The sequence below is a fragment of the Niastella sp. OAS944 genome (genome assembly GCA_024809215.1).
GTDB lineage: Bacteria > Bacteroidota > Bacteroidia > Chitinophagales > Chitinophagaceae > Niastella.
Genome location: JANUBW010000002.1, coordinates 776,837 through 798,404, shown reverse-complemented (window position 1 = coordinate 798,404; position 21,568 = coordinate 776,837). Strand labels below are relative to the sequence as shown.

Annotated in this window: 22 protein-coding genes; 10 read left to right on the top strand and 12 right to left on the bottom strand. The window is 41.9% G+C overall.

All coding sequences use genetic code 11. The features are described from left to right. Positions 1 to 51: 51 nt before the first annotated feature. Positions 52 to 957, bottom strand: a complete 906-nt coding sequence (locus tag GGD38_RS13865) for a transglutaminase domain-containing protein (RefSeq protein WP_375300237.1) — start codon at positions 955 to 957, stop codon at positions 52 to 54. Positions 958 to 1,315: 358 nt separating this feature from the next. Next, on the bottom strand, positions 1,316 to 1,585 hold the full coding sequence (locus tag GGD38_RS13860; protein ID WP_375300238.1) for a hypothetical protein: 270 nt from the start codon (positions 1,583 to 1,585) through the stop codon (positions 1,316 to 1,318). A gap of 636 nt (positions 1,586 to 2,221) precedes the next feature. Between GGD38_RS13860 and GGD38_RS13855 the strand changes: the two genes are divergently transcribed. Together GGD38_RS13855 and GGD38_RS13850 are read left to right on the top strand one after the other, a co-directional pair. Further along, entirely contained in the window at positions 2,222 to 2,518 is a 297-nt protein-coding gene (locus tag GGD38_RS13855) for a DUF6266 family protein (RefSeq protein WP_375300239.1), read from the top strand. After that, positions 2,515 to 2,856 (top strand): DUF6266 family protein, encoded by a 342-nt coding sequence (locus tag GGD38_RS13850; protein ID WP_375300240.1) that lies wholly within the window; start codon positions 2,515 to 2,517, stop codon positions 2,854 to 2,856. The genes GGD38_RS13855 and GGD38_RS13850 overlap by 4 nt, the downstream gene beginning before the upstream one ends. A gap of 61 nt (positions 2,857 to 2,917) precedes the next feature. Here GGD38_RS13850 and GGD38_RS13845 read toward each other — a convergent pair whose 3' ends face one another. After that, positions 2,918 to 4,618, bottom strand: coding sequence for an HAD-IIB family hydrolase (locus GGD38_RS13845; RefSeq protein WP_375300241.1), 1,701 nt, complete (start codon positions 4,616 to 4,618; stop codon positions 2,918 to 2,920). Between the two features lie 204 nt (positions 4,619 to 4,822). Between GGD38_RS13845 and GGD38_RS13840 the strand changes: the two genes are divergently transcribed. Both GGD38_RS13840 and GGD38_RS13835 read left to right on the top strand, forming a co-directional pair. Beyond that, positions 4,823 to 5,611 (top strand): Ku protein, encoded by a 789-nt coding sequence (locus tag GGD38_RS13840; protein ID WP_375300242.1) that lies wholly within the window; start codon positions 4,823 to 4,825, stop codon positions 5,609 to 5,611. Between the two features lie 174 nt (positions 5,612 to 5,785). Then, positions 5,786 to 6,286: a hypothetical protein gene (locus GGD38_RS13835; protein ID WP_375300243.1), complete on the top strand. Its 501-nt coding sequence runs from the start codon at positions 5,786 to 5,788 to the stop codon at positions 6,284 to 6,286. A 7-nt stretch (positions 6,287 to 6,293) separates the two neighbouring features. On the opposite strand, the gene ligD is transcribed toward GGD38_RS13835, so the two are convergent. From ligD to GGD38_RS13815, 4 genes are all read right to left on the bottom strand, one after another. Continuing rightward, positions 6,294 to 9,053, bottom strand: coding sequence for a DNA ligase D (gene ligD / locus GGD38_RS13830; protein ID WP_375300244.1), 2,760 nt, complete (start codon positions 9,051 to 9,053; stop codon positions 6,294 to 6,296). A gap of 275 nt (positions 9,054 to 9,328) precedes the next feature. Further along, positions 9,329 to 10,261, bottom strand: coding sequence for an alpha/beta fold hydrolase (locus GGD38_RS13825; RefSeq protein ID WP_375300245.1), 933 nt, complete (start codon positions 10,259 to 10,261; stop codon positions 9,329 to 9,331). Positions 10,262 to 10,378: 117 nt separating this feature from the next. Continuing rightward, positions 10,379 to 10,645, bottom strand: a complete 267-nt coding sequence (locus GGD38_RS13820; protein WP_375300246.1) for a hypothetical protein — start codon at positions 10,643 to 10,645, stop codon at positions 10,379 to 10,381. 39 nt (positions 10,646 to 10,684) lie between these two features. Then, entirely contained in the window at positions 10,685 to 11,044 is a 360-nt protein-coding gene (locus tag GGD38_RS13815) for a hypothetical protein (protein WP_375300247.1), read from the bottom strand. A 461-nt stretch (positions 11,045 to 11,505) separates the two neighbouring features. On the opposite strand from GGD38_RS13815, the gene GGD38_RS13810 reads away from it, so the two are divergent. After that, on the top strand, positions 11,506 to 11,880 hold the full coding sequence (locus tag GGD38_RS13810) for a DUF3175 domain-containing protein (protein WP_375300248.1): 375 nt from the start codon (positions 11,506 to 11,508) through the stop codon (positions 11,878 to 11,880). 393 nt (positions 11,881 to 12,273) lie between these two features. After that, positions 12,274 to 13,458, top strand: coding sequence for an acetyl-CoA C-acyltransferase (locus tag GGD38_RS13805; RefSeq protein WP_375300249.1), 1,185 nt, complete (start codon positions 12,274 to 12,276; stop codon positions 13,456 to 13,458). A gap of 50 nt (positions 13,459 to 13,508) precedes the next feature. On the opposite strand, the gene GGD38_RS13800 is transcribed toward GGD38_RS13805, so the two are convergent. Beyond that, positions 13,509 to 14,228 carry a hypothetical protein gene (locus tag GGD38_RS13800; RefSeq protein ID WP_375300250.1) on the bottom strand — a complete coding sequence of 240 codons (720 nt, stop codon included), beginning with the start codon at positions 14,226 to 14,228 and terminating at the stop codon, positions 13,509 to 13,511. Positions 14,229 to 14,389: 161 nt separating this feature from the next. On the opposite strand from GGD38_RS13800, the gene GGD38_RS13795 reads away from it, so the two are divergent. Then, entirely contained in the window at positions 14,390 to 14,908 is a 519-nt protein-coding gene (locus tag GGD38_RS13795; RefSeq protein ID WP_375300251.1) for a GNAT family N-acetyltransferase, read from the top strand. Positions 14,909 to 15,321: 413 nt separating this feature from the next. Here the strand turns inward: GGD38_RS13795 and GGD38_RS13790 are convergent, their stop codons facing one another. Then, entirely contained in the window at positions 15,322 to 15,729 is a 408-nt protein-coding gene (locus GGD38_RS13790) for a single-stranded DNA-binding protein (protein ID WP_375300252.1), read from the bottom strand. A gap of 216 nt (positions 15,730 to 15,945) precedes the next feature. Here GGD38_RS13790 and GGD38_RS13785 point away from each other — a divergent pair, with 216 nt between their 5' ends. Then, positions 15,946 to 16,359: a hypothetical protein gene (locus GGD38_RS13785; RefSeq protein ID WP_375300253.1), complete on the top strand. Its 414-nt coding sequence runs from the start codon at positions 15,946 to 15,948 to the stop codon at positions 16,357 to 16,359. A gap of 239 nt (positions 16,360 to 16,598) precedes the next feature. Here GGD38_RS13785 and GGD38_RS13780 read toward each other — a convergent pair whose 3' ends face one another. The 3 genes from GGD38_RS13780 to GGD38_RS13770 are packed head-to-tail and all read right to left on the bottom strand — an operon-like array spanning position 16,599 to position 19,544. After that, positions 16,599 to 17,309, bottom strand: a complete 711-nt coding sequence (locus GGD38_RS13780) for a LytR/AlgR family response regulator transcription factor (RefSeq protein WP_375300254.1) — start codon at positions 17,307 to 17,309, stop codon at positions 16,599 to 16,601. After that, positions 17,306 to 18,349, bottom strand: coding sequence for a sensor histidine kinase (locus GGD38_RS13775; RefSeq protein WP_375300255.1), 1,044 nt, complete (start codon positions 18,347 to 18,349; stop codon positions 17,306 to 17,308). Before GGD38_RS13775 ends, GGD38_RS13780 begins: the two co-directional genes overlap by 4 nt. Before the next feature lie 10 nt (positions 18,350 to 18,359). Further along, positions 18,360 to 19,544, bottom strand: a complete 1,185-nt coding sequence (locus GGD38_RS13770; protein WP_375300256.1) for an acyltransferase family protein — start codon at positions 19,542 to 19,544, stop codon at positions 18,360 to 18,362. Between the two features lie 273 nt (positions 19,545 to 19,817). Between GGD38_RS13770 and GGD38_RS13765 the strand changes: the two genes are divergently transcribed. Then, a complete protein-coding gene (locus tag GGD38_RS13765; protein WP_375300257.1) occupies positions 19,818 to 20,804 on the top strand; it encodes a pyruvate dehydrogenase complex E1 component subunit beta in 987 nt (328 codons plus the stop codon). 152 nt (positions 20,805 to 20,956) lie between these two features. Next, positions 20,957 to 21,529 carry a TetR/AcrR family transcriptional regulator gene (locus GGD38_RS13760; protein ID WP_375300258.1) on the top strand — a complete coding sequence of 191 codons (573 nt, stop codon included), beginning with the start codon at positions 20,957 to 20,959 and terminating at the stop codon, positions 21,527 to 21,529. The last annotated feature ends 39 nt before the right edge of the window (positions 21,530 to 21,568 follow it).

Genomic DNA, 21,568 nt, shown 5'->3' with positions numbered 1-21,568 from the left:
AAAAATTGTAACATATAGCTTCCCCAATCTATAGGGTTTATTCCTTTCACATTACAGATTAATGATCGCATAAGCCGTTTCACTCACATACGGGCCGCCGGGATAACGGGCGGTGTAATCTAAGTTGATCCAGTATTGACCATTTTGTTCGTGGTAGTACATATTGTCGATGGCCTCGTTACCAAAAAGATGAATAACGGCCTGTTGCATCATTTCAAACTGTTTTTCATCGCCACATAATAACTCGGGGTACAAGTGCCCGTCGGTTAAGATCATGCGGCAATGAGCGCCTATGGCCTTCATGCAGGTAACCATTAAAATGGTATGATCGTCACAATCGCCGCCAAGCCCGTTCTGAATGGTTTCATTGGCGGTGGCAAAGTATTCATCCCTTTCTGAATCAGATACATACTTAAAGTTGCTGTTAATATGCCTGAACAGTGATAACAATCTTACCTGTGAACCATATTTGGGATAATATTCATCAAACGACTCCAGTGAGTACTTTACCGAATAGTTGCGCACCACAGAATCGGTAGGACGTACTTTCGATTGCAGTGCTTTTACCGTTTTGGTAAGCGGACCGTCGAAAAAGGTAGGACGCAGCACCAGGTCAATTTCCTTTTGTTCTTTTTTACCCCAGTTGTTTTGCACCATGCTTTTGTAATCCCTAAGCATGTTGCCAAAGCCATAGCCATTGGTAAGTTGATTATAAATGAGTACCAATATCAATAAACCAACAGCTGGTAACAGCAAAAAGCGGAACAGCCTGAGGGTGAGAAAAGTTAGTGCAGCAGCAAGTATAATGGAAACCGTAAGATCGAGGTTCCAGTTGCCAAGTACTAATGGCGGAATGTAGCGATTGATCAATGGGGCCAAGGGAATTACCGCCAGTATGCTTAACAAAACCAGCAGCACTTTTCGGGTATGGCCATATTTGTCCTGGGCTTGGTTCATAACGCTCGTAATTTGAAACGGAAGATCAACCCTTTTTTTCGTATGGCAAGTATTATCACTTTCTGAAATTGATTGGTAATGATTTTACCTGATAGCACGGTAAAACTATGCATGGAGTGATATCAGGCGATTACCATCCCTTTTACCAAATTGAATACCAAAAATGCTTGTGAATCAATATGGAAAGCGGGTAAAGCAAACTTACGAAATTAAGGTTAGAAAGTAAAGGGTTTAAACGCCGGGAAAGTATCAGGAAAAAGTTAAAAGCAAAAGGTTTAAAGAGTGACCTTTTTAAATATTATTAATATTCAAAAAAAGCAACTGCTTTAAACCTTTCGTCTTATAATGTTGTTACCAGCTACTCATCATCCTCTTCCTCATAATAGGCATCCTGGCTGTCGTTGTATACAGCATCCCACTCTTTCACTTTGTCATCACTCAACAACTCCAGAATGTCAAAAATCGGATCGTTTTTCTTTTTCCACAACAGCGTTGGCATGTCCTCATACTGAGTAACATACATACACTGATCGGTTTCTACCATAATTTTAATTAGTGTTACAGGTTCGTCTTCTTTTTCCTGTATCAAATAGTAACAGCCGGGCTCTAATAATGAATAAGAATACATACTAATATCCTCCACCTTTTTTAATGTTTCAAAAAAGAAGAATCAACAGGTTGCAAGCCGAACTAAATGGGTAGTGTACGTGCTACGTTCAACAAACAGAATTTAATGAGTTGGTTCCATGTAGTATTATGGGATGTTGTAAGTAGTGTGTCACGGAACGCGTACAATTCAAAATTAGGATAAAAAAACACACCGGCAATATCCCCGGAGCCTGCCAGACCGAATTTATAATTTGTTTAAAGTTGGCTATTGATAATCATCTTGTTATGATTTTTAGCGGTTTTAGCGGGTGGTTAATTATTGATGAAATTTAATTTTTGCGGCAAGCTGTTAAAATAAGGTTTTTGGCACCTAAAAACCCGGCGGCAAGGTGGCAGAAACTGCCTTTTTCTGCCATTATGTAAGCCTCTAAAAAGCGCCGGGCCAAAAGGCTGAATTTCGGCAGATATTTTCTGAAATAACAAGGACCTCACAGGGACATAACAAGGACCTCACAGGGACATAACAGGGACCTCACAGGGACCTGGCAGGGACAAAATCCCTGTCAGGTGCGGGCCAGGCCCCTGGTATATCCTTTTTATTTGCGAATAATGTGATAAATATTTTATATTTATACTCTAATCAAAACCAATTATTATGGCCAAGTTCAATGACGGTATCAATGGCTCTTTCAAGGGCAAGGTTGGTACGGTAGTGGGCGCCACCTGGAAAGGAATTCCATACATGCGCTCCCTGCCCGACCCACGAATAAGCGAACCCACCAAAGGCGAAATGAAAAACCGGAAAAAATGGGCGCTTTCGCAAAGCTGGCTACAACCCATTACCCAATTTGTTCGAATAGGCTGGAAGGGATACAGCCAGAAATCGGAAGGGTTTATCGCCGCGAAATCGTATCTCATGAAGAATGGGTTTGAGGAAGTTGCCGAGAGGTGAAAATTAACCCGGCATTGGTAAAGCTCAGCTCCGGCGATTTGCCTTTACCGGCAAGCATTACGGCTACTCAACTGGAAAACACGGTAGTGCAGTTTGCCTGGGATGTTGCGTTTGATAGTGAAAAGGCAAATAAAGGCGACCAGATCATGATGCTGGCCTATAATGATGAAATGAAAGCAGCCGTGGCAGATGTAATGGGACAGTTAAGAAAGAACGGCCGCGATATGTTAACGTTGAAAGCTGGTACGCCAGGCACTTACCATTTATACGCCGCCTTTATTTCGTATGACCGCATCCGGCAGAGCGATAGTGTTTATTTGGGATCAGTTGTCATATAAGTTTTTTTCCTGCGCCTCTTGTATTTCCATTATCACATTATCAAATTATCACATTAGCTAATTAACCGGTGTACCGTTCATTGATCATTTCCAATATCGTTTGTCGCGATCCTTCATAATGGTTCTCATCATTTTCAACCGCATCAACCAGGTCGGCCAATTCTTTATCGTGCACCGAATTTCGCAACCAGTTTGAATAGTCTTTCCGTTTTAAATGATACAACCAGGTTTCATCATCGATGCCCGAAGCAATTTGAATAAAGATCATCAGGTTGTAAGCCTTCAGATTTAACTTGTCATTGGGCCCTCTGAAATAAAAACTATTATAATCCATATCACCGGCAGCATACTTCTTTTTGTGCCGTTGCTGCACATGCACAGGTGTACCGGTTTTTATCAGCGCCGGTTGAGCGCCGTTTTCTATATCCCATACCCAGGCCTGGCCTTTTTCCAATGGCGTTACGGTGTGTGCGTGTAACTGAATATTTCTGAACCGGCTGAACTGCTGTAAGGCATTGGCGGCGTCATCGCCTGTTGAGATCAATAAAGTGATCTTGTTCAAGATGGCTTCATTCATGCCTTCGGTTGAAACGGTGATGAACATAAAATTCTTGAAGTCATCGGGTATGGCATAAAAGGAGGGGGCTGCAGGCGCCGGTAACATATGATGCGCTTCATCGGCAATGATCCAATGCGGGTGGCCTGTTTCTTTTCGCATTTGCGAAAGGGCCGATAGTAAACTATTGAAGAACCGTGGCCGCTCGTCGAACGGAACGGCCAGTATGCAAACGATAATACTTTGCATTGGGTTTTGCAATAATGATAAAACTTCTTCCGGCACGGGCGGGTGCGTGTTATCGCCAATTCTTACCACACCGGGCAGATCGATATAATCACCTTCAGGATCTATTAAACAAAACTGATAATGCTTTTCGATCATTTGTTCAAGAATGTAAGTGGTCAAAGTGGTTTTACCGCTTTTTGTTGATCCCGAAAGCAAAATGTTAGGGCCAAACGCACTTATGCCATAGCCTTCATTGGATATACGGCGTCCTAAAGGCAAATAATGGCGTATTAGCTGGTTGTTGAGGTGTTGCAGGTCATCTTCAAGTAAGCGGTCTATAAGCTGTATTACGCCTTTTCCGTGATGGTGGTCGGTAACCCAGTCGGCCATGTGTTGAACGGCTGGTAATGCATTTGATACCGCTACCGCACATTCGGCGGCTTGCAGCATAGCGCCATCGTTTTCGGCATCGCCCACAGCCACTACGTTATGCATGGATATGTTCAGGTCTTTCAGTGCTTCTTTCAACCCCTTGGCTTTGTTAATGCCCGCGGGTAGAATCATAACTGCGCCTTTGTTGAAGATCACCTGAAGTTCCAGTCCGGCCTCTTTAATGCTTTCCAGCACAACGGTATGATGCGGTTCCCAGGTGGCAACGATCACTTTGCCAATGGATAAAGGTTGTACGCGGTGATGATGTAAATTGTTGATGAAAGTGGCCGGCGGCAGGTTGCCCAGCAATCTTTCTTCTTTTGTTGCGGGATTGTAGATCAATGCGCCGTTCTCGGCAACTATAAGATCGAATAGTTCGTACCCGGGGAAAACGGCTTTCAGTTCATCCAGTACCCGGCCCGTAACCAAAATGAGTTTGCGGGTTGAAGCCTTTAATCGTTGTAATGCTTCAATAACAGCTGGTTCTACTTTGCCGTGTGTGGCCAGGGTACCGTCATAATCCGCTGCCAAACATAAATATCTCATTAGCGCTAATTTTAAATCATAAAGTGATCAATGTTATTTTTACAATACTTTGGCCAACCCATAACCTTAAACCTGCGCAAAAAAATACCCATTTGCAGCGTTTCGTTGATGACAATGGCCTTATTGGAGTTGATTTTGAAACTACTCATGTAAAAGGGGATTATTTCTGGCATAAAAGTTTAAGCACTAATAAAAATTGCTGTTATGCGAGCTATATGGACCGGAGCGATCGGGTTTGGATTGGTAAATATTCCAATTAAAATATACAGCGCCGTGCAAGGCAGTGAGCTTGACCTCGATATGTTGGATAAGAAAGACCATTCCAATATTAAGTTCAAACGTGTTAATGAAAAAACGGGCAAAGAGGTTGCGTATGAGAACATTGTGCGCGGTTATAACCTCGATGGCCAGTATGTGGTTATCACCGATGAGGATTTTGAAAAAGTAAGACCGGAGAAGAATAAGCTCATCAATATCCAGGAGTTTGTTGATGAAGCGGAGATAGATACCATGTATTACGAAAACCCGTATTACCTGGCGCCTGATAAAAGTGGTGTAAAAGCGTATAACCTGTTGCGTGATGCGTTAATAGAAACGGGCAAAGTGGGATTGGGAACCTATGTGTTACGCAATAAAGAAAGCATTGGGGTTATAAAACCGCATGAAGATGTATTGGTGCTTAATAAGATACGTTTTGGCGAAGAAATACGTGATACTTCAGAACTGGATATTAAAGCCAGCAAGAGCAAGCCGGCCGAATTAAAAATGGCTGTAGCCCTTATTAATCAGCTCTCTGGCGAATTTGATATTTCTCATTTTAAGGATACTTATTCAGCTGACCTGCTAAAGCTGATAAAAGATAAAGCAAAAGGCAAAAAAATACAGATGCCCACTATGCGGGTGGTGCATTCCCGGTCGAAAGACCTTATGGAACAATTGAAAGCCAGCCTTGGAAAAAAAGAAAAAAGTGGCGGCCGCAGAAAGGCCTCATAATTAGTTGGAATATTTCTATTGAAGGTGAAGTGAAGTAGGGAAAATTTTCAGTAAATTAGTAGTGATCCTATGCGTGTTAACCAAACAGCGATTGTTGCCCGTCAGGTGCCATGTAAATGAATCCTGTTAACAGATAAGGAATTATTTTTTCAATATACTTCAAACTTCACGCTTATGGAATATCAACAAATGGCGGAAATTTTAAATGACCTTTCTACAATTAACCGCGAACGGGCTAAGGCTTACGAAGAAGCGTCTTTTTTGAATTTTATCTTCAACCTCGAATTAAGGGGAACTTTTGCATTATTGGCTAACCAAAGCCGGCAAAACAGTTTTGCACTACGTCAGTTTCTTGAGCAATTTCACGACAACCATCCCGCAGTAAAAAAGCCAATTCCCCAGCTCACCTTTGGCGATTTGTACAATCAGTGGAAAGACATGGGTATTTCTTTTTCGGGCCCAAACATTTACGATATGCTGAAGAGCAGCGAACAGGGCGAAGAAGCTATACAAATAATTTACAGCAAAGCCATTGAGCAGGTACCTGCCGGTGACCTGCAGTATTTGTTAGAGAGTCAGTTACGTGGGCTGCATACTTCGCACAGTGTTGTGAAAGGTATTTTAAAACAACCGCAGAAAATGCCGATGCCACAGAAAATGAAGAAGTCTATTTAAGTGAGAACTATTTGTTTTGTAGCGTGCCGATCTTTGTAAGCACCTTTTTCAAATTAATACCTTTTCCCAATACAGGTTTAAATATATCGCCAACTTCTTTGGCCCGGTTATACATATTTTCGATACTGAAATCACTGATCTGCAATCCCTTCTTTACTTCATCCCAATGTAAGGGAGCAGATGCTGTTGCGCCCGGCTTTGGCCGTAACGAATAAGGCGCAGCAATGGTTTGTATTTTCCGGTTCTGCAGGTAATCGAGGTATATTTTATTCTTTCTTTTGGCCGGGCTTCGTTCGAGGCTTGTAAATGATGGCATTTCATTATAGGCCAGGTTTACTATTAGTTCTGCTAACTGGCGGCTTTGGTCATAATCATACGCCGCACCAAGTGGAATGTAAATATGTAAACCGGTTGAACCGGATGTTTTGCAATACGTATCTATCTCAAGGTCATCGGTTATTTGTTTTATAACCTGGGCAGCTTCAATTACTTTTTCAAATGTAATGTTGCCATCGGGATCGAGATCAATAACACACCAGGTTGGGTTTTCAGGCTTTTTGGTGGTGCTGTGCCAGGGATTCATTTCAATACAACCCAGGTTGGCCATGTACAGGAGAGAAGCTTCATCGGTACACACCAGGTATTGTTTTTTCTCACCATCCGAGTCGCTGATATAATTGTGTTTTTCAATCCAGTCGGCAACTTTATCGGTAACGTCTTTTTGATAAAAGCCGGGTTTATTAATTCCATTGGGATGCCGGTTCATCGATTGAGGCCTGTCTTTCATATAAGGTAAAATGAAAGGAGCTATTTGTTGATAATAGTTTAGCAGGTTACGCTTTGTGATCTTTTCTTTTGGCCAGTATATTTTATCGAGATTGGTGAAGGTCAGTTCTTTTTTATTGATGATAACCACCTGCTCTTTGTCGGTGTTGTTTAAAAAGCCTTCAGATGATTTGGACGTTGTTGTTTGTTTGGCAGCTTTCTTAGGGCTTACTTTTTTCACCGGCCGCTTCGCGGTTTTCTTCTTTGCTGTTTTTGTTTTCATATCAGTGGAATTGGTTTGTTGTTGTGTTTCTTCTTCGCCTTCCTGTACCGCCGTTTCGGTATGAACGGCATTTTCTTTATGTACGTCTTTGGCGTTTTTGTCTTCCCGCAGTCCCATAAATATGGGCTGGCGAAGGATGTTGTCATTTGTCCATTCAGAAAACTTTACTTCACACACCAATACTGGTTTTACCCAGGTACAGGGCATATTGGTTTTTGGCTTTTTATCGAATGGCGGTTTTGGCGTAATTAAGGATTTTAGTTTTTTGTAAATTGCTGCCAGTGATTGTTCGGTAAAGCCGGAACCTGTATGGCCAACATACATCAGTTTATTTTTTTCATACACGCCCAATACCAGTGCACCAAAATGGGTGCGGCTGCCACGGCTTTCGGTAAAGCCACCAATCACAACTTCCTGGCGTTGATTGCTTTTTATTTTCAACCATTGTTTGGTGCGAATGGTAGGGGTGTACGGACTTTCCGCAGCTTTGGCAATTATTCCCTCAAGCCCTTGTTGCGTGGCGGCTTCAAAAAATTGAGTGCCGGTTTCTACAACATGATCGCTGTAACGGACCATTGGGTGTTGGGGCAGAATTTGTTCTAAAATAGCTTTTCGTTCAAGCAATGGCAGGTTCATGAGGTTGTAACCGTTAAGCCAAAGAATGTCAAATACATAATAGATCAGTTCACCCTGACCGCTTTTTTGCCATTGCTGCAAGAGCTGAAATTCGCTTTTGCCTTCTTCGTTAAGGGCCACTATTTCGCCATCGAAAACGGCTTGCATATTTAATTCCTGCAATGCTTCAACAACGGCGTAGAACTTATTATTGAATGAAAGATTTTTGCGCGACATGATGTTAACTTCATCGCCATCGAGGTAAGCGACAGCGCGATAGCCATCGTATTTTATTTCATAAAGCCAGTCTTTATCGTCAAACGGTTCATCGGTAAGCGTGGCCAGCATGGGAATAATGCCAGTGGGCATACGACTACGTTCACCCTGTTTTAACAGGTTTGCTACTTCGGCTGTGACTTTTTTTTTAACTGCTTTCTTTTTGGCGGGCGTTTTCTTAGCAGCTGTTTTTGTTTTCGTACTTATTTTTTTTGTGCTGCTTTTTCTATTGCTTTGCCATTCGTTGGTGCTTTCTTTGGCTACCTGTTCCAGCTTCATGCCCGATTGAACAGATTTGGCTTTTTTAGTAACATCTGTTGTGCTGGCGTATTTGTCGCGTTTTTTTATCAGCAGCCAGGCATTGTCTTCCTTACCTTTTATATGTACCAGGGCGAAGGAGCCCTTTAGTTTTTGTCCGTGTAAGGTGATCTTAACATCGCCTTTATGTAACTGGGCAAGCAGGTGTTTCTCTGCTTTTTTAGCATCGCCTTCAAAATCCATTGGTTCGTAGGTGCCTTCGTCCCAAACAATAACGGTACCGGCGCCATAGTTGCCTTCGGGAATAATACCTTCAAAGTCTTTATAATCGAATGGGTGGTCTTCCACCATCATAGCCAGCCGTTTATCGTCGGGGTTCAGGGAAGGGCCTTTGGGAATGGCCCATGATTTCAGCACGCCTTCCATTTCGAGGCGAAAATCATAATGCAAACGGGATGCATCGTGTTTTTGAACAACAAAACGCAGTGTGCCGGAAGCTGCTTTCTTTTTACCTTCCGGCTCAGGCGTTTTTGTAAACGATCTTTTTTGTTTGTACTTGGCAAGGCTCATGTTGAATGATTCAAAAAAGTTATGCCAACGTGAATCGGCAATAGTTTCCGAAACTTTAAGCCTCGCTAATCGTAAAACGTGAAACGGCAAACGTGAAACGCCCTATGTTCGGGCCTCAAAACTAATTTCTAACTCTCTAGTAGGCATCGGCAATCGGCAATCGGTCCCGATAGCCATCGGGAGCAATCGGCAATCGGCTTGAATTTGGGGTCGTAAATAAATCTGATTACCCGCGAGGCTACACCATTCATCACTCACCATTCACGAAAGAAAGATTACTTGAGAAACGACAAAATGATCTGCTTATACTGCCCCGGATCCTGTATATGCGGTATATGCCCGATCCCCGGCATTTCCATTAACAGGGCGTTGGGTATTTGTTCTTGAGTTTTCTTTGCCAGTGCGGGGTATTGACCGTATTTGTTTTTATCATCATCACTCAGCAGCGCTTTCCCAACCACAGTTCGGTCGTCGGTGCCAATCACAAGCAGGGTAGGTGCGTTAATGCGGTCCCACTCGTAGCAAACAGGTTGTTCATATATCATTTGATAGGTGATGGCGTTTATGCGGGCAATTCGGGGGAATTCCGGATTTTTAAGCGCTTCTGCCTGGGCCTCTACATATTGTTCATATTCGGGCTTCCATTGCGGATAATAGCTTTGCTGGTATTTTTTGTACGATTCGTATGAAGCGCTTAATTCCTTTTCATATAACTGATCGGTGGTTTGGTAAGGAACAAAACGTTTATAATCTTCTAACCCAATTGGGTTTTCCAGCACCAGCTTTTCAACTTTGGCCGGGTAAGTCATGGCAAAGCGGGATGCAAGCATACCACCCATTGAGTGGCCAATGAGAGATATTTTTCCTATGTGTAACGAATCGAGCAATTTGTTCATGGCAAAGGAAAGCAAATGAAAGCTATAATGCAGATCGGGTTTATCGCTACGGCCCCAACCGGGTTGATCGGGTACGATCACCCGAAAACCTGCTTTTACTAAAAAGGCCATTACATCTTTCCAGTAATAGCCGTTAAAGTTCTTACCATGAAAAAGCATTACGGTTTTGCTGTTTGCCGAATCGGATTTGGCATCCATATAGGCTATTTGAACCGGTTTGCCTTCCAGGGTAATGTTAAATTTTTGAATGGGGTAAGGATATTCTACCTGCGCCTGTATAAACAGGGTAGCAAACAGGCAGCATACGAACATGAGGTTTTTGAGAAAAAGTTTTTGCAACATGCACATAAAGAATTAATGCATGAAGTTACATGCAATTTGTTACCGTTAGTTCTGTTTAATGTGAAGTTAATTTCTACGGGTTAGGGTTTAGGGGTTATTAGGATCAGATGCAATTTTTTCCTTTACCTGCTCGATGATCTCATTGAGCTGGCGGGGATCCATAACGTCTTCCTGGTTGCTCATTTCGTAATGATTGAACAGCACATCGCTCTTTTGCGTTATGGTGAACAGATAATTGTCTTTGGAGAATACGTCAAAAACGATTAAATCGCCAAAGTCTCTTTCTTTTATTTCGCAGTGAACGGTTTTACCGCCCGCCTGAAATTCTATTGTTTTTGTTTGTAGTTCTTCCATAACAGCAATGTTTAAGTTATTAAATAATCGGACGGGTTTTCAGTGTTGGTCTGCAAATATCAACTGTTCATCACGTTCCTCTACAGGTATTTTTTTAATGAGCTCATCATAGTTGTTAACCTCATCATGGGTAGTATATGCGCCATAGGCGTCCATCGTATAACCCATTATGCCGTCGTTTGCCTGTATAAGGTAAACAATAGAATTATCGCCGGGGTCGCTCACGCCTTCAAAGCGATATGTTTTGATAATGGTGAGGTCCTCGGGTTTGTAGAATTTATCGCTGTTGGTGGTAATGAAACCATCATCTTTAGGCGTAAATTCATTATCGTTATGTTGATGTCTTAATTTTTCTAACACAGCGGTGAGGGTTGTCATTTCTGTAGGCTTAGTTTCCATAAACAAGTTTTTAAATGAAAGAATGAAATCAGTCTAATGTTGAATACCAATCAAATACTATTTACTTGCTGTGATATTATTTCAAAAAGCTGTGCCACCCTGTGTAATTTAATCCAGGCGATTTTTCAGTGCAAAGTTACAAATGCTGGTTGGGGCTCAGCTATTTTGTTGAATCTGTTGCCGTATTGCAGAAATATTTCTACACGCCGGCCCGTTTTGGGTTCATGATTTCTCAACTGTCAGATTTTCAAAATGTAAAAACAGTGATTGTGCTGGCACAGGATTTTTAAATAGTACTGCGAGCGATAATTTTTTCCTTATTCTGGCAGAGACGCTCTCGAGGAGAGAAAGGTAAGTAGGCCAGATAGTTTAAAGTACATGGGAAAAAAATATCACGAGCCCCGGGTAAAACCGGGGTTTTTTATTGGTATCTCCGTTGCAACAGTTTAGGAAAAGTTTGTATGGCAACAGCAGTAAAGAAAAAGAAGAAATTGGCCACTGCCAGGAAAAGGACTACCCGCACAACAGCTACGAAAAAATCTGTAAAAAAGAAAGCAGCGCCAAAAAAGAAATGGTCGCGGCATGTAATGCAAACCAGCGATGCACTGGATCTTGAATCGGGTGTATTCAAATCAAAAGACCCGGCGAAAATTGCCCGCTCGTTAAAGCGTTCTGCAGAAAAAAGTAAAAGAAGAAAGGGAACGCCGTTTCAATCTGCCATGTCGATGCTGAATTTTTATATCAACCGAGCGGGAAAACATTTAACGACTAAAGAAAAGAAACCGTTGGAAGAGGCGAAGGTGGAGTTGAGGAGGGTGTTTGGGAAGGAGAGTTAATGAGTTAACAAGTTGACAAGGAGTTGAAAAGGTGATGGAGTTGATAGTGGTGATAGAGGTAATACATGAAATACAGGTTGACAAGGAGTTTAGAAGGTGAGAATCATGATGGGACTGGTTTTTATTAGTTATTCAGTTGTAAGTTTTCACAGGCTTCGCTTCGATCGCCTTTTGCTAATGGGCTAATGCCAAAGGCGTTACAATTATCCTTCGTTTGCGCTCAAATCTCAGCGTGCCCAGCCATGCAATGCTCCTGGGCAGCCTTTCCCTGGTCTCTTCGGCTGGACGCAGGAACTAAATACAAGGGAATTCGTTAATTGCTGCTAACGATTGTTAGTAAAACCATATCTTTGCTCTGTTTGAACCTTGATCTTACTAAACAGAACTTACTATATGAATAAGAAAGAAGTGTATATCATTTCTGCAGTACGGACACCCATGGGCAGCTTCGGCGGCAGTTTAAAAGACTTTACCGCGACTAAATTGGGCGCTATTGCCATAAAGGCGGCGCTCGAAAAAGCGGGATTGCAACCCAATCAGGTACAGGACGTATTAATGGGTTGTGTTATACAAGCTAACCTTGGACAGGCGCCTGCCCGCCAGGCGGCGAAGTTTGCCGGCCTGCCCGATGAGGTGAATTGCACTACCGTTAATAAAGTTTGCGCCAGTGGTATGAAAGCCATTGCCCAGGCAGCGCAGAGCATTGCGCTGGGTGATGCTGATATTGTAATTGCCGGAGGAATGGAAAGCATGAGCAATGTGCCATTTTATGTAGATAGTATGCGTTGGGGCAACAAATATGGCAATGCCGGACTTATTGATGGTTTGGCAAAAGATGGGTTAACCGATGTGTACAATGGACAAGCGATGGGTAACGCCGCAGAACTGTGTGCCAGGGAATGTGGAATTAGTCGTGACGATCAGGATGCATTTGCCATTGAAAGTTACAAACGTAGTCAGGCTGCCTGGGCCGATGGAAAGTTTACCAATGAGGTGGTGCCTGTTGAAATTCCACAACGCAAAGGCGATCCTATAAAATTCTATAAAGACGAAGAGCCGTTTAATGTAAAGTTTGATAAAATACCTGAGCTGAAGCCTGCTTTCCAAAAAGATGGCACCGTTACGGCCGCCAATGCAAGTACCATGAATGATGGTGCGGCTGCGTTGGTATTGATGAGTAAGGAAAAAGCGGACGAGCTTGGTTTAAAGCCGATAGCTAAAATTGTTTCTTTTGCCGATGCCGAGCAGGCGCCGGAATGGTTTACTACTACGCCTGCATTGGCAGTTCCCAAAGCAGTAGCAAAAGCTGGTTTGAAAATGACCGATATTGATTATTGGGAGCTGAATGAAGCGTTCTCAGTTGTGGGAATAGAAAATACCAAACGAATGAAGCTTGATCCGGCAAAGGTTAACGTACATGGGGGGGCTGTTTCGTTGGGTCATCCGTTAGGCGCCAGCGGGGCGCGCATTGTTGTTACACTTATAAATGTGTTGAAGCATAATAATGCTAAGTACGGTGCTGCGGGAATTTGTAATGGCGGTGGCGGTGCTTCGGCCATGGTGATCGAGAATGTGTAATAATATAAACTTAATAAAGAAGGTCCCGGTTTTAGTCGGGACCTTTTAGTTTATTTAGAGCTCAAGTCGGCCCGGTAGGAAAGTAGTTCAGTCCAGCTTTTTTCAACAAACTGTTGAATGGCAGCCATGTAATCGTTATATCCGCTATCATTGTATTCGGCTTTGTATCTTTCCATAAATGGTTTTCTAAAGCTGGGGTCTCTTTCTTTCCAGCCTGTTTTATAACGGAACACCAGAATGAACTGACTGGGGCCTGATCCTGAAGCCTGAAAAACGGCCACCGGTTCAGTACTTTTTTGCCATACTACTTTTACTTTTTTAATTATTGCTGCAATGGTATCGCTATAACCTTGTTTGGGAAATACATGTGTGACGGCCATTTTTTCTGAAGATTCAAGTAATGGTACTGAGCTAAGATCTTCACGATACACAGCATAGCCTTGCATGCCCTGGCCGGTTGTTAAAGGAGAGATGTTGCTGTTCCAATCGGCCATATGTTCTTTGCTGATGTCTTTACGTTCATCGAGCTGGGCCCAACTGTTTGGGCCTTCGGCAACGTGATAGCCTCCGGCATCGGGGCCGGAGAGAATGTCGAATACGCGCCACTTCCATTCACCGGTATGATACTTTTGCGCATGAGCGGTAAGGGCTTTTTCAAATTCGGTAACCTTATCAGTTTTTGGGAATGCTCTGAATACACTTATTACGTTTTTAGTTTGGCTTATAGCAATGCATGGAAGCAATAGCAAGCAGAGAAAGAACTTTCTCATGTTTAAGCAGTTTTTTGGAGTTAATTAAATAGTAGAAGGGCAGATAGGACGGAGAAAGGCTATAGGTAAAGGGTATAGAAAAGTTACAAAGAATATATGGCAGCAAAAAATGATATAAATCAATACAAGTTTGAATTATAGAACAGCAATACATTTGTAGTATGAATGAGATTATAATAAAAGAAGCAACAGCAGCAGATGCAGCTTTAATAGCAGACTTGAGCCGGCAAACATTTTATGATTCGTTTGCGGCCGATAACACAAAGGCTGATATGGATAAGTTCCTGAATGAAACATTCACCCGGGAAAAGTTAATTGAAGAAGTAGGCGCATCGGGTAATACTTTTTTACTGGCATATGATGGTAATGAAGCAGTAGCCTACGTACGGTTACGCGACGCTACCGACGCTAAGCTGCTTATTTATGGATCAGCCATAGAAATCGCCAGGATATATGCCGTCCAAACAAGTATTGGTAAAGGTGTGGGGAGTGCATTGATGCAACGCTGTATTGACATTGCCCGGCAAAGAGATGCAAAAGTGATATGGTTAGGAGTTTGGGAAAAGAACTATAAGGCCATTTCATTTTATACAAAATGGGGCTTTGAGCAATTCGGCAATCATGTGTTTATGTTAGGTGATGATGCGCAAACCGACCTGCTTATGAAGAAGGTGTTATAGTTTATAAAAACCACCGATAGACATCGGCGGTTTTCCCTACTAAACGTCAGGAACATGGCTTTGGTTGTGGCATGAAATAAGTTTGCATATAAAGGCTTTCAAAGAGGTACGATCCTTAGCAAACTCTCATTGTATATGCATTCTTATACATTAGCCCGCAACCTCACGCCTGTTCGGAGGTTTATACATGGAAACACACAACTACTGTTATTGATTTTTTACAGGGCCTTTTATAGTTCCTGGTTACAAATTATTGGTACTTTGGTTGTTTGGGTTGTAAATTGCCCAACGTGAACATGGTATACGGCATTTGCTGTATTAATATATAAGCTGGATTTTAGGCTCACTATGAGCAATTGTACAACACCATACCGGGGAGTTTTGCAAAGAGTATCTGGTGCCGGTAATTATATTTATGCCTCCATTTCAGCATCAGCTTCGGTAATCACATCTTCTTCCCATACCTGCGGATCAACTTGTGTTTTGTAAGCGCCACCCAACATAAGCAGTTCGTTTAGTACTATTTCGGTAACGTATCGTTTGATACCATTTTTATCGATGTAACTGTGATGAACCAGTTTACCACTTATGGCTACCTGCTTTCCTTTAGTTAGATACCTTTCGGTTATATCGGCGAGTTTGCCCCAGGCTATAACGTTGTGCCAGGTAGTATCTGTAACTCTTACACCTTTACCATTGCGGTAGGTATCATTCGTTGCGATAGAAAACCGGGCAAGTTTTTTACCGTTCTCGGTAACACGTATTTCTGGTTCCTGACCCAAATTGCCAATAAGTTGAACTTTATTTCTAATTGCAGACATAACTTTAGTTTTTAAATTTGATTAATTATTTCAGTCTACCGGGCGCCGTTCGATTGACCACACAAAGATGCGATCCGCGAAAACCGTTGTTCGGTTTTTAAACACTTTACACTCGCTTCGTAACCGCTTAAATCCGCTTTTTAAGCGCTTGCATGTCGGTTACATATTATTTTTTTTGTATTTTTCATTATCAAATAGCCATTCAAACCTTTGATAATGACTGCTAAGAACTGTCTGGCCTGCGAGAGGCCTATTAAAGGCCGCACGGATAAGAAATTCTGCGACGATTCATGCCGGAACAACTACAACAACCGGTTATATAGTTATTCCATTCCGGTGGTGCGAAACATCAATAATATATTACGGAAGAACAGGAGGATTCTGGAAGATATGTTGTCGGGGCTTGAGAAAAAGGTAAGGGTAGTTGAGCGGAAGAAGTTAGTGGAAAAGGGTTTTCAGTTTGAATACTTCACTCAATACTTTACCACCAAAGAAAATGATCCGTATTATTACTGTTATGAATATGGGTATAAGTCCATCGATACTGAAAAGGTGTTAGTTGTAAAAGACACCCGGAAGAAGCATTTTCCGGGGGAGAGGAGGTATCCTGTGGCGAAGGGTAGTGATTAAGGGCGATACAATTTTATGCCGAAGAGGGGCGAGTTATCTTGTTTCAGCTGGAGGAACCATGTGGGTGCCTTATAAAGTAAGCCGGTGCGATAGAACACAGGTTTTCTATCGCGGGTAATGGGTGGGAGATACATATTTGAAAAATCGAAAAAAGAAATTCCCCAAGGCCTTTAAAGAACTCGAACCATACATGCGAAAATATTTAAAAGACAAATGAGGTTATCGCAATTTGCGATAACCTACCTCCTCAACAACTTATTATTCACTATCCTCTCCATCACCTCATCCTTCTGATACTTGGATATAGGTATCTGATACTTGCCGCCAATATGCAATATGTTGCCTTCAATTGACTGTATGCATTGAATGTTCACCAGGTACGATTTATGCGGCTGAATGAACCGGGCGGCTGGCAACTTCTCCTGTAAGGCTTTTAACGTAGAGTGGGTGATAAGCTTTTTATCGGCGGTATATAGCGCTACATAGTTTTCCATGGCCTCTACAAACAGCAATTCATCTAAATTCACTTTCTCCAGTTTGTTATCTGTTTTAATAAACAGGTAACTGGCTTCTTTGGCCGAAGTGCTTGCAAAGAAATCGTAAGCTTTGTTCGCGGCTTTTAAAAAGCGTTCGAAGGAAATGGGTTTCAATAAATAGTCCAGCACATCGAGCTCGTAGCCTTTTATAGCATACTGCTCATAAGCCGTAGTGAAGATCACTTTTGGCGGCTGGGGTGTGTTTTTTAGGAAATCGATACCTGTAACATAGGGCATTTCTATATCGAGAAAGAGCAGGTCGGCCGATTGCTGTTTTAGTAAGGAGTTTAATTGAATGGCATCTTCGCAAACGCCTGTCAATTGTAAAAAGTCGATCTTTTCAATATACCCTTGTAAGCCCTTGCGGGCTAAAGGTTCGTCGTCGGTTATTACACACTTTATGATTACACTCATGTTAACTGTAATTGTATTGCTGCAAAGAAGCTGTTTTCTTTTTTATGGATTGTAAATGTATGTTGGTTGGGGTATAACAATTCCAACCGCCGCTTTAGATTTTCTAAACCAATGCCATTACGGGGTTGCGAACTGGTTTCTTTTATCCAATCGGTGACCAATGGCGTTGAGTTTTCTACGGTAAAACAAATTTGGTCATTTTCTTTGCGGGCTTCAATGGTAATACAATAATCACCGCCCACATATTTAAAGGCATTTTCTGCCAGCGGCAAAAATAGCAAAGGATATACCTGTTGTTCGTTTAACGAACTGTCGAAATGCACTTTCAATTGTAGTTTATCTGAACTTCTTACCTGTTGCAGATCTATATAATTCTGCAAATAATGCAATTCACTGCTTATGGGCACCGTTTGTTGTTGGTCGTACAACTGATAACGCAATAGTTCAGAGAACTTTTCTATGCTTTTCTTGGCTTCGGCTACATTGTCGTCCATTTGAAAATATACCGTATTCAATGCATTGAATAAGAAATGCGGATGGTATTGCGCCTTTAAGAATTTGAGTTCCGTTTGCAGGTGATCGTTGGTTATTTTCTCTAAAAGTAATTTATTGTTTATATAGGCTTTTAGCAATTTATTGCTTCGCGCCACCGCGTAGTATACCAGGCAATACAGCAGCGGAATAATATTTATGTTCGCAAAATCGCCCCAGCTTAAGCCATCGTCAGTTAAGGCTACCATGGGAGTAACAATAACATTGTTGATCACTGCTGTTATTATTACTACCCATAGTAATTCCCTGAGCACGGTTTTGAATGTAATGTTGTGCTGTAGTTTTTTATCGAACCGTTGAAACAGTTTTTCAAATGCATACATGATAATATATCCCGACCCTATTACAAATACCAATTCAATGGCGGTTATCGACCATGCTCGTTTCCATACCTTAAAATGCGACAAGGTATCATTGAGCACCCGCACCGTGAGGTACATCAATAGCCCAAACAAAGCAGGGAATACATATTTCCAAAACCTTTTCATCAATTGTAATTTACGATATTTGAACCGTTGCCTGCATCATCTCATTCGACTTCTCTGCTACCACCTCCTTTGTTTTCTTTTTTTTCGGTTTCATTCCAAACAAAAATCGCATTATGGCATATGGCCTTATAAATAAATGATAAATACACATCACCAGTGCAAAGGAAGTTATAAAAGTGAACAGGAACTTGTTTAATACTGGTTCACTGGTCCTTATTACATAAAATACCACTATTACAATGATCGTTTGGTGCAAAATATAGAACGGGTAAACGGCCTCGTTGATATAATTCTGAATGGGATGTTTTTTATTCAGATATCTTTTGCCGTACCCAATGAATGTGAAGATCCATGCCCAGGCTGTTATTGGATATAATGCGCCATACGCATATGTATTAGGTTCCTGATCATTCCAACGGAAATAATTTATAAGCATTATGCTTAGAAAGGCCAACAGGAACGACGTGCGTCGGTTTCTTTCCAAACTGTTCATCAAAACTGGAAAATTAATACAGGTAAATCCCGTTAGCAGGAAAAATATCCAGTATACATGCCTGGCCCAATCATGTATAAGATCGTGCGTTTCGGGAAAATGAATGTACATGGCTATATAGGCTATTACGCTGGGTACAGGTAAAAGATAGATCCATTTACCATTGGCCAACATATTGAAAAATGCCAGCCGTTCTTTTCCACGTTCACTCATCATCCATTTGAACAAAGGAGCAAATAAAATATCGTACAAAAACAAATAAACAATAAACCACAGGTGATGCCAGCTGAAATTGCCGCTCGGGTAGGTACCTGTGGTAAAAACAGTTGAGTAAAATTCAGCAAAGTTACCTTTGAAGCCTTGTGTCAATCGTTCCATATATACCTGTGGCGGAACAACAACCAGAATACCAAATACCAATGGAATGAATAGCCGACGAAAGCGCAAACCAATAAATGACCCTGTACTTCTGCTTTTCAACATAAAATATGTTACTGTTCCTGAAATGAAAAACAACAGGGGCATTCTGAACCGGCCGAGCCAGAAATTAATTTCCATCAGCAGGTTGCTGGTCTCTTTATTCTTAAGGTGCCATCCCCATTCTTCTACATAGGCCATGGATGAATGAAGAAAGAATACGGTAATGATAGATATAATACGAAGCCAGTCCAAATAAGATTGTCGGGTTGATGTTGGTTGCATAAGGTTAATTTTCTACAAACCTAGCCCGCGGAAAAGCGGCAATGAATTTACTTTGACGTGTGGACGGTTTTCGGGGGTGAAAAGGTGAGGAGGAAATAGATAAATAGAAATTAATATTTTGGCCCCTTGGAGCACGCAAACCCTCCCTGCATCTACATTCTGCCTTTTCGCCTGACTTTCTGTCTTTTAGACATTTAATTTATTATTGCCCGGCAATTTGTTATTATGGCCGCCAACCAATAATTTTGCCGGGTTTTAAAAACTGAATACAGAATGGCAAGATCTATCGCATTTCGCGAAGCGCTCCGCGAAGCTATGAGTGAAGAAATGAGGAGAGACGACCGTGTTTTTCTGATGGGTGAAGAAGTAGCTGAATACAATGGCGCCTATAAAGTTAGCCAGGGTATGCTGGCAGAATTCGGCCCTAAAAGAATTATTGACACCCCTATTGCTGAGCTGGGTTTCACCGGTATAGCGGTAGGTGCTGCTCAAAACGGTTTACGTCCTATCGTTGAGTTCATGACCTGGAACTTTGCCGTACTGGCATTGGATCAGATTTTAAACACAGCTTCAAAAATGCTGGCTATGAGCGGCGGACAAATTGGTTGTCCTATCGTTTTCCGCGGACCCAATGGTTCAGCCGGTCAGCTGGGCGCCCAGCACTCTACAGCTTTTGAAAGCTACTACGCTAACATCCCCGGTATTAAAGTAATTTCTCCTTCAACTCCATATGACGCTAAAGGTTTGATGAAAGCCGCCATCCGTGATGAAGATCCCGTGATGTTCATGGAAAGCGAAGTAATGTATGGCGACAAAGGCGAAGTGCCTGAAGAAGAATACATTATCCAAATCGGTAAAGCCGATGTTAAGAGGCAGGGTACCGATGTTACTATCGTTTCTTACAACAAAATGATGAAGGTTGCCCTGGGCGCCGCTGCTGAACTTGAAAAAGAAGGCATTAGCGCTGAGGTAATTGACTTACGTACTATTCGTCCGCTCGACTGGATGACCATCCTCGAAAGCGTTAAAAAAACCAACCGCCTGGTGATCGTTGAAGAGCAATGGCCAATGTGTTCGGTATCTTCTGAGATTGCTTACCGCATTCAAAAAGAAGGTTTCGATTACCTGGATGCTCCGATCCGTCGTATTACAGCAGCCGATGCGCCGCTGCACTACGCACCAAACCTGGTTGAACTTGCTTTACCTAGCGTTGGCCGTACGGTTAGCCTGGTTAAAGAAGTTATGTACTCAAGAAAGTAAGAAAGGCAACAATCGTTGCTGAACTATATTGAATAGCTACAGAATATCGGCTTTGCCGGGTTCTGTAGCTTTTTTTATGCCCCCAATTTCTTTCCATATAGAAATCTGCTAAAAAGCTTTTAAATGAATAATTATTCATTTAAATTTGTGTCGTGAAACCCAGGGACGAAAATAAGATCAATGAAATATACAAGGCAACGCTTACGCTGGTTAAGGAAAGCGGCCTGGCTGGGTTTACCATGCAATCGGTAGCTAAAGAAGCCGGCATTGCAACCGGTACACTATATATATACTTCAAGAATAAGGAAGCGCTCATCAATAGTTTATTTGTTGAGTGCATTAAGAGCTCGGCCAGTACCTTCTTTATGAACTACAACCCGGCGCAACCTTTTAAGATCGGTTTTCATACAATTTGGTCAAACATAGTACACAGGCGCATTTCGCACTTTAATGAAAGCATTTTTATTGAGCAGTGTTTTCATTCGCCCTTTATTGAGGAAGAAGATAAAATGACCCTGCGCAAAATGTTCGAACCCTTGCTGCAGTTAATTGAACGTGGAAAAAAAGAACATCTGATAAAGGACATGGACACCTTTTGGCTGTTATCATTTATGATAGGCACCATCAACGAAATTGCCAAAAGAGTGATCTATTACAATAAAAAGGTTACGCCTGAAGTACTGGAAAACAATTTTCAGTTGTGCTGGGATGGGATTAAGGCTTAGATTTTTTTTGCCTTTTAAATGAATAATTATTCAGTTAAG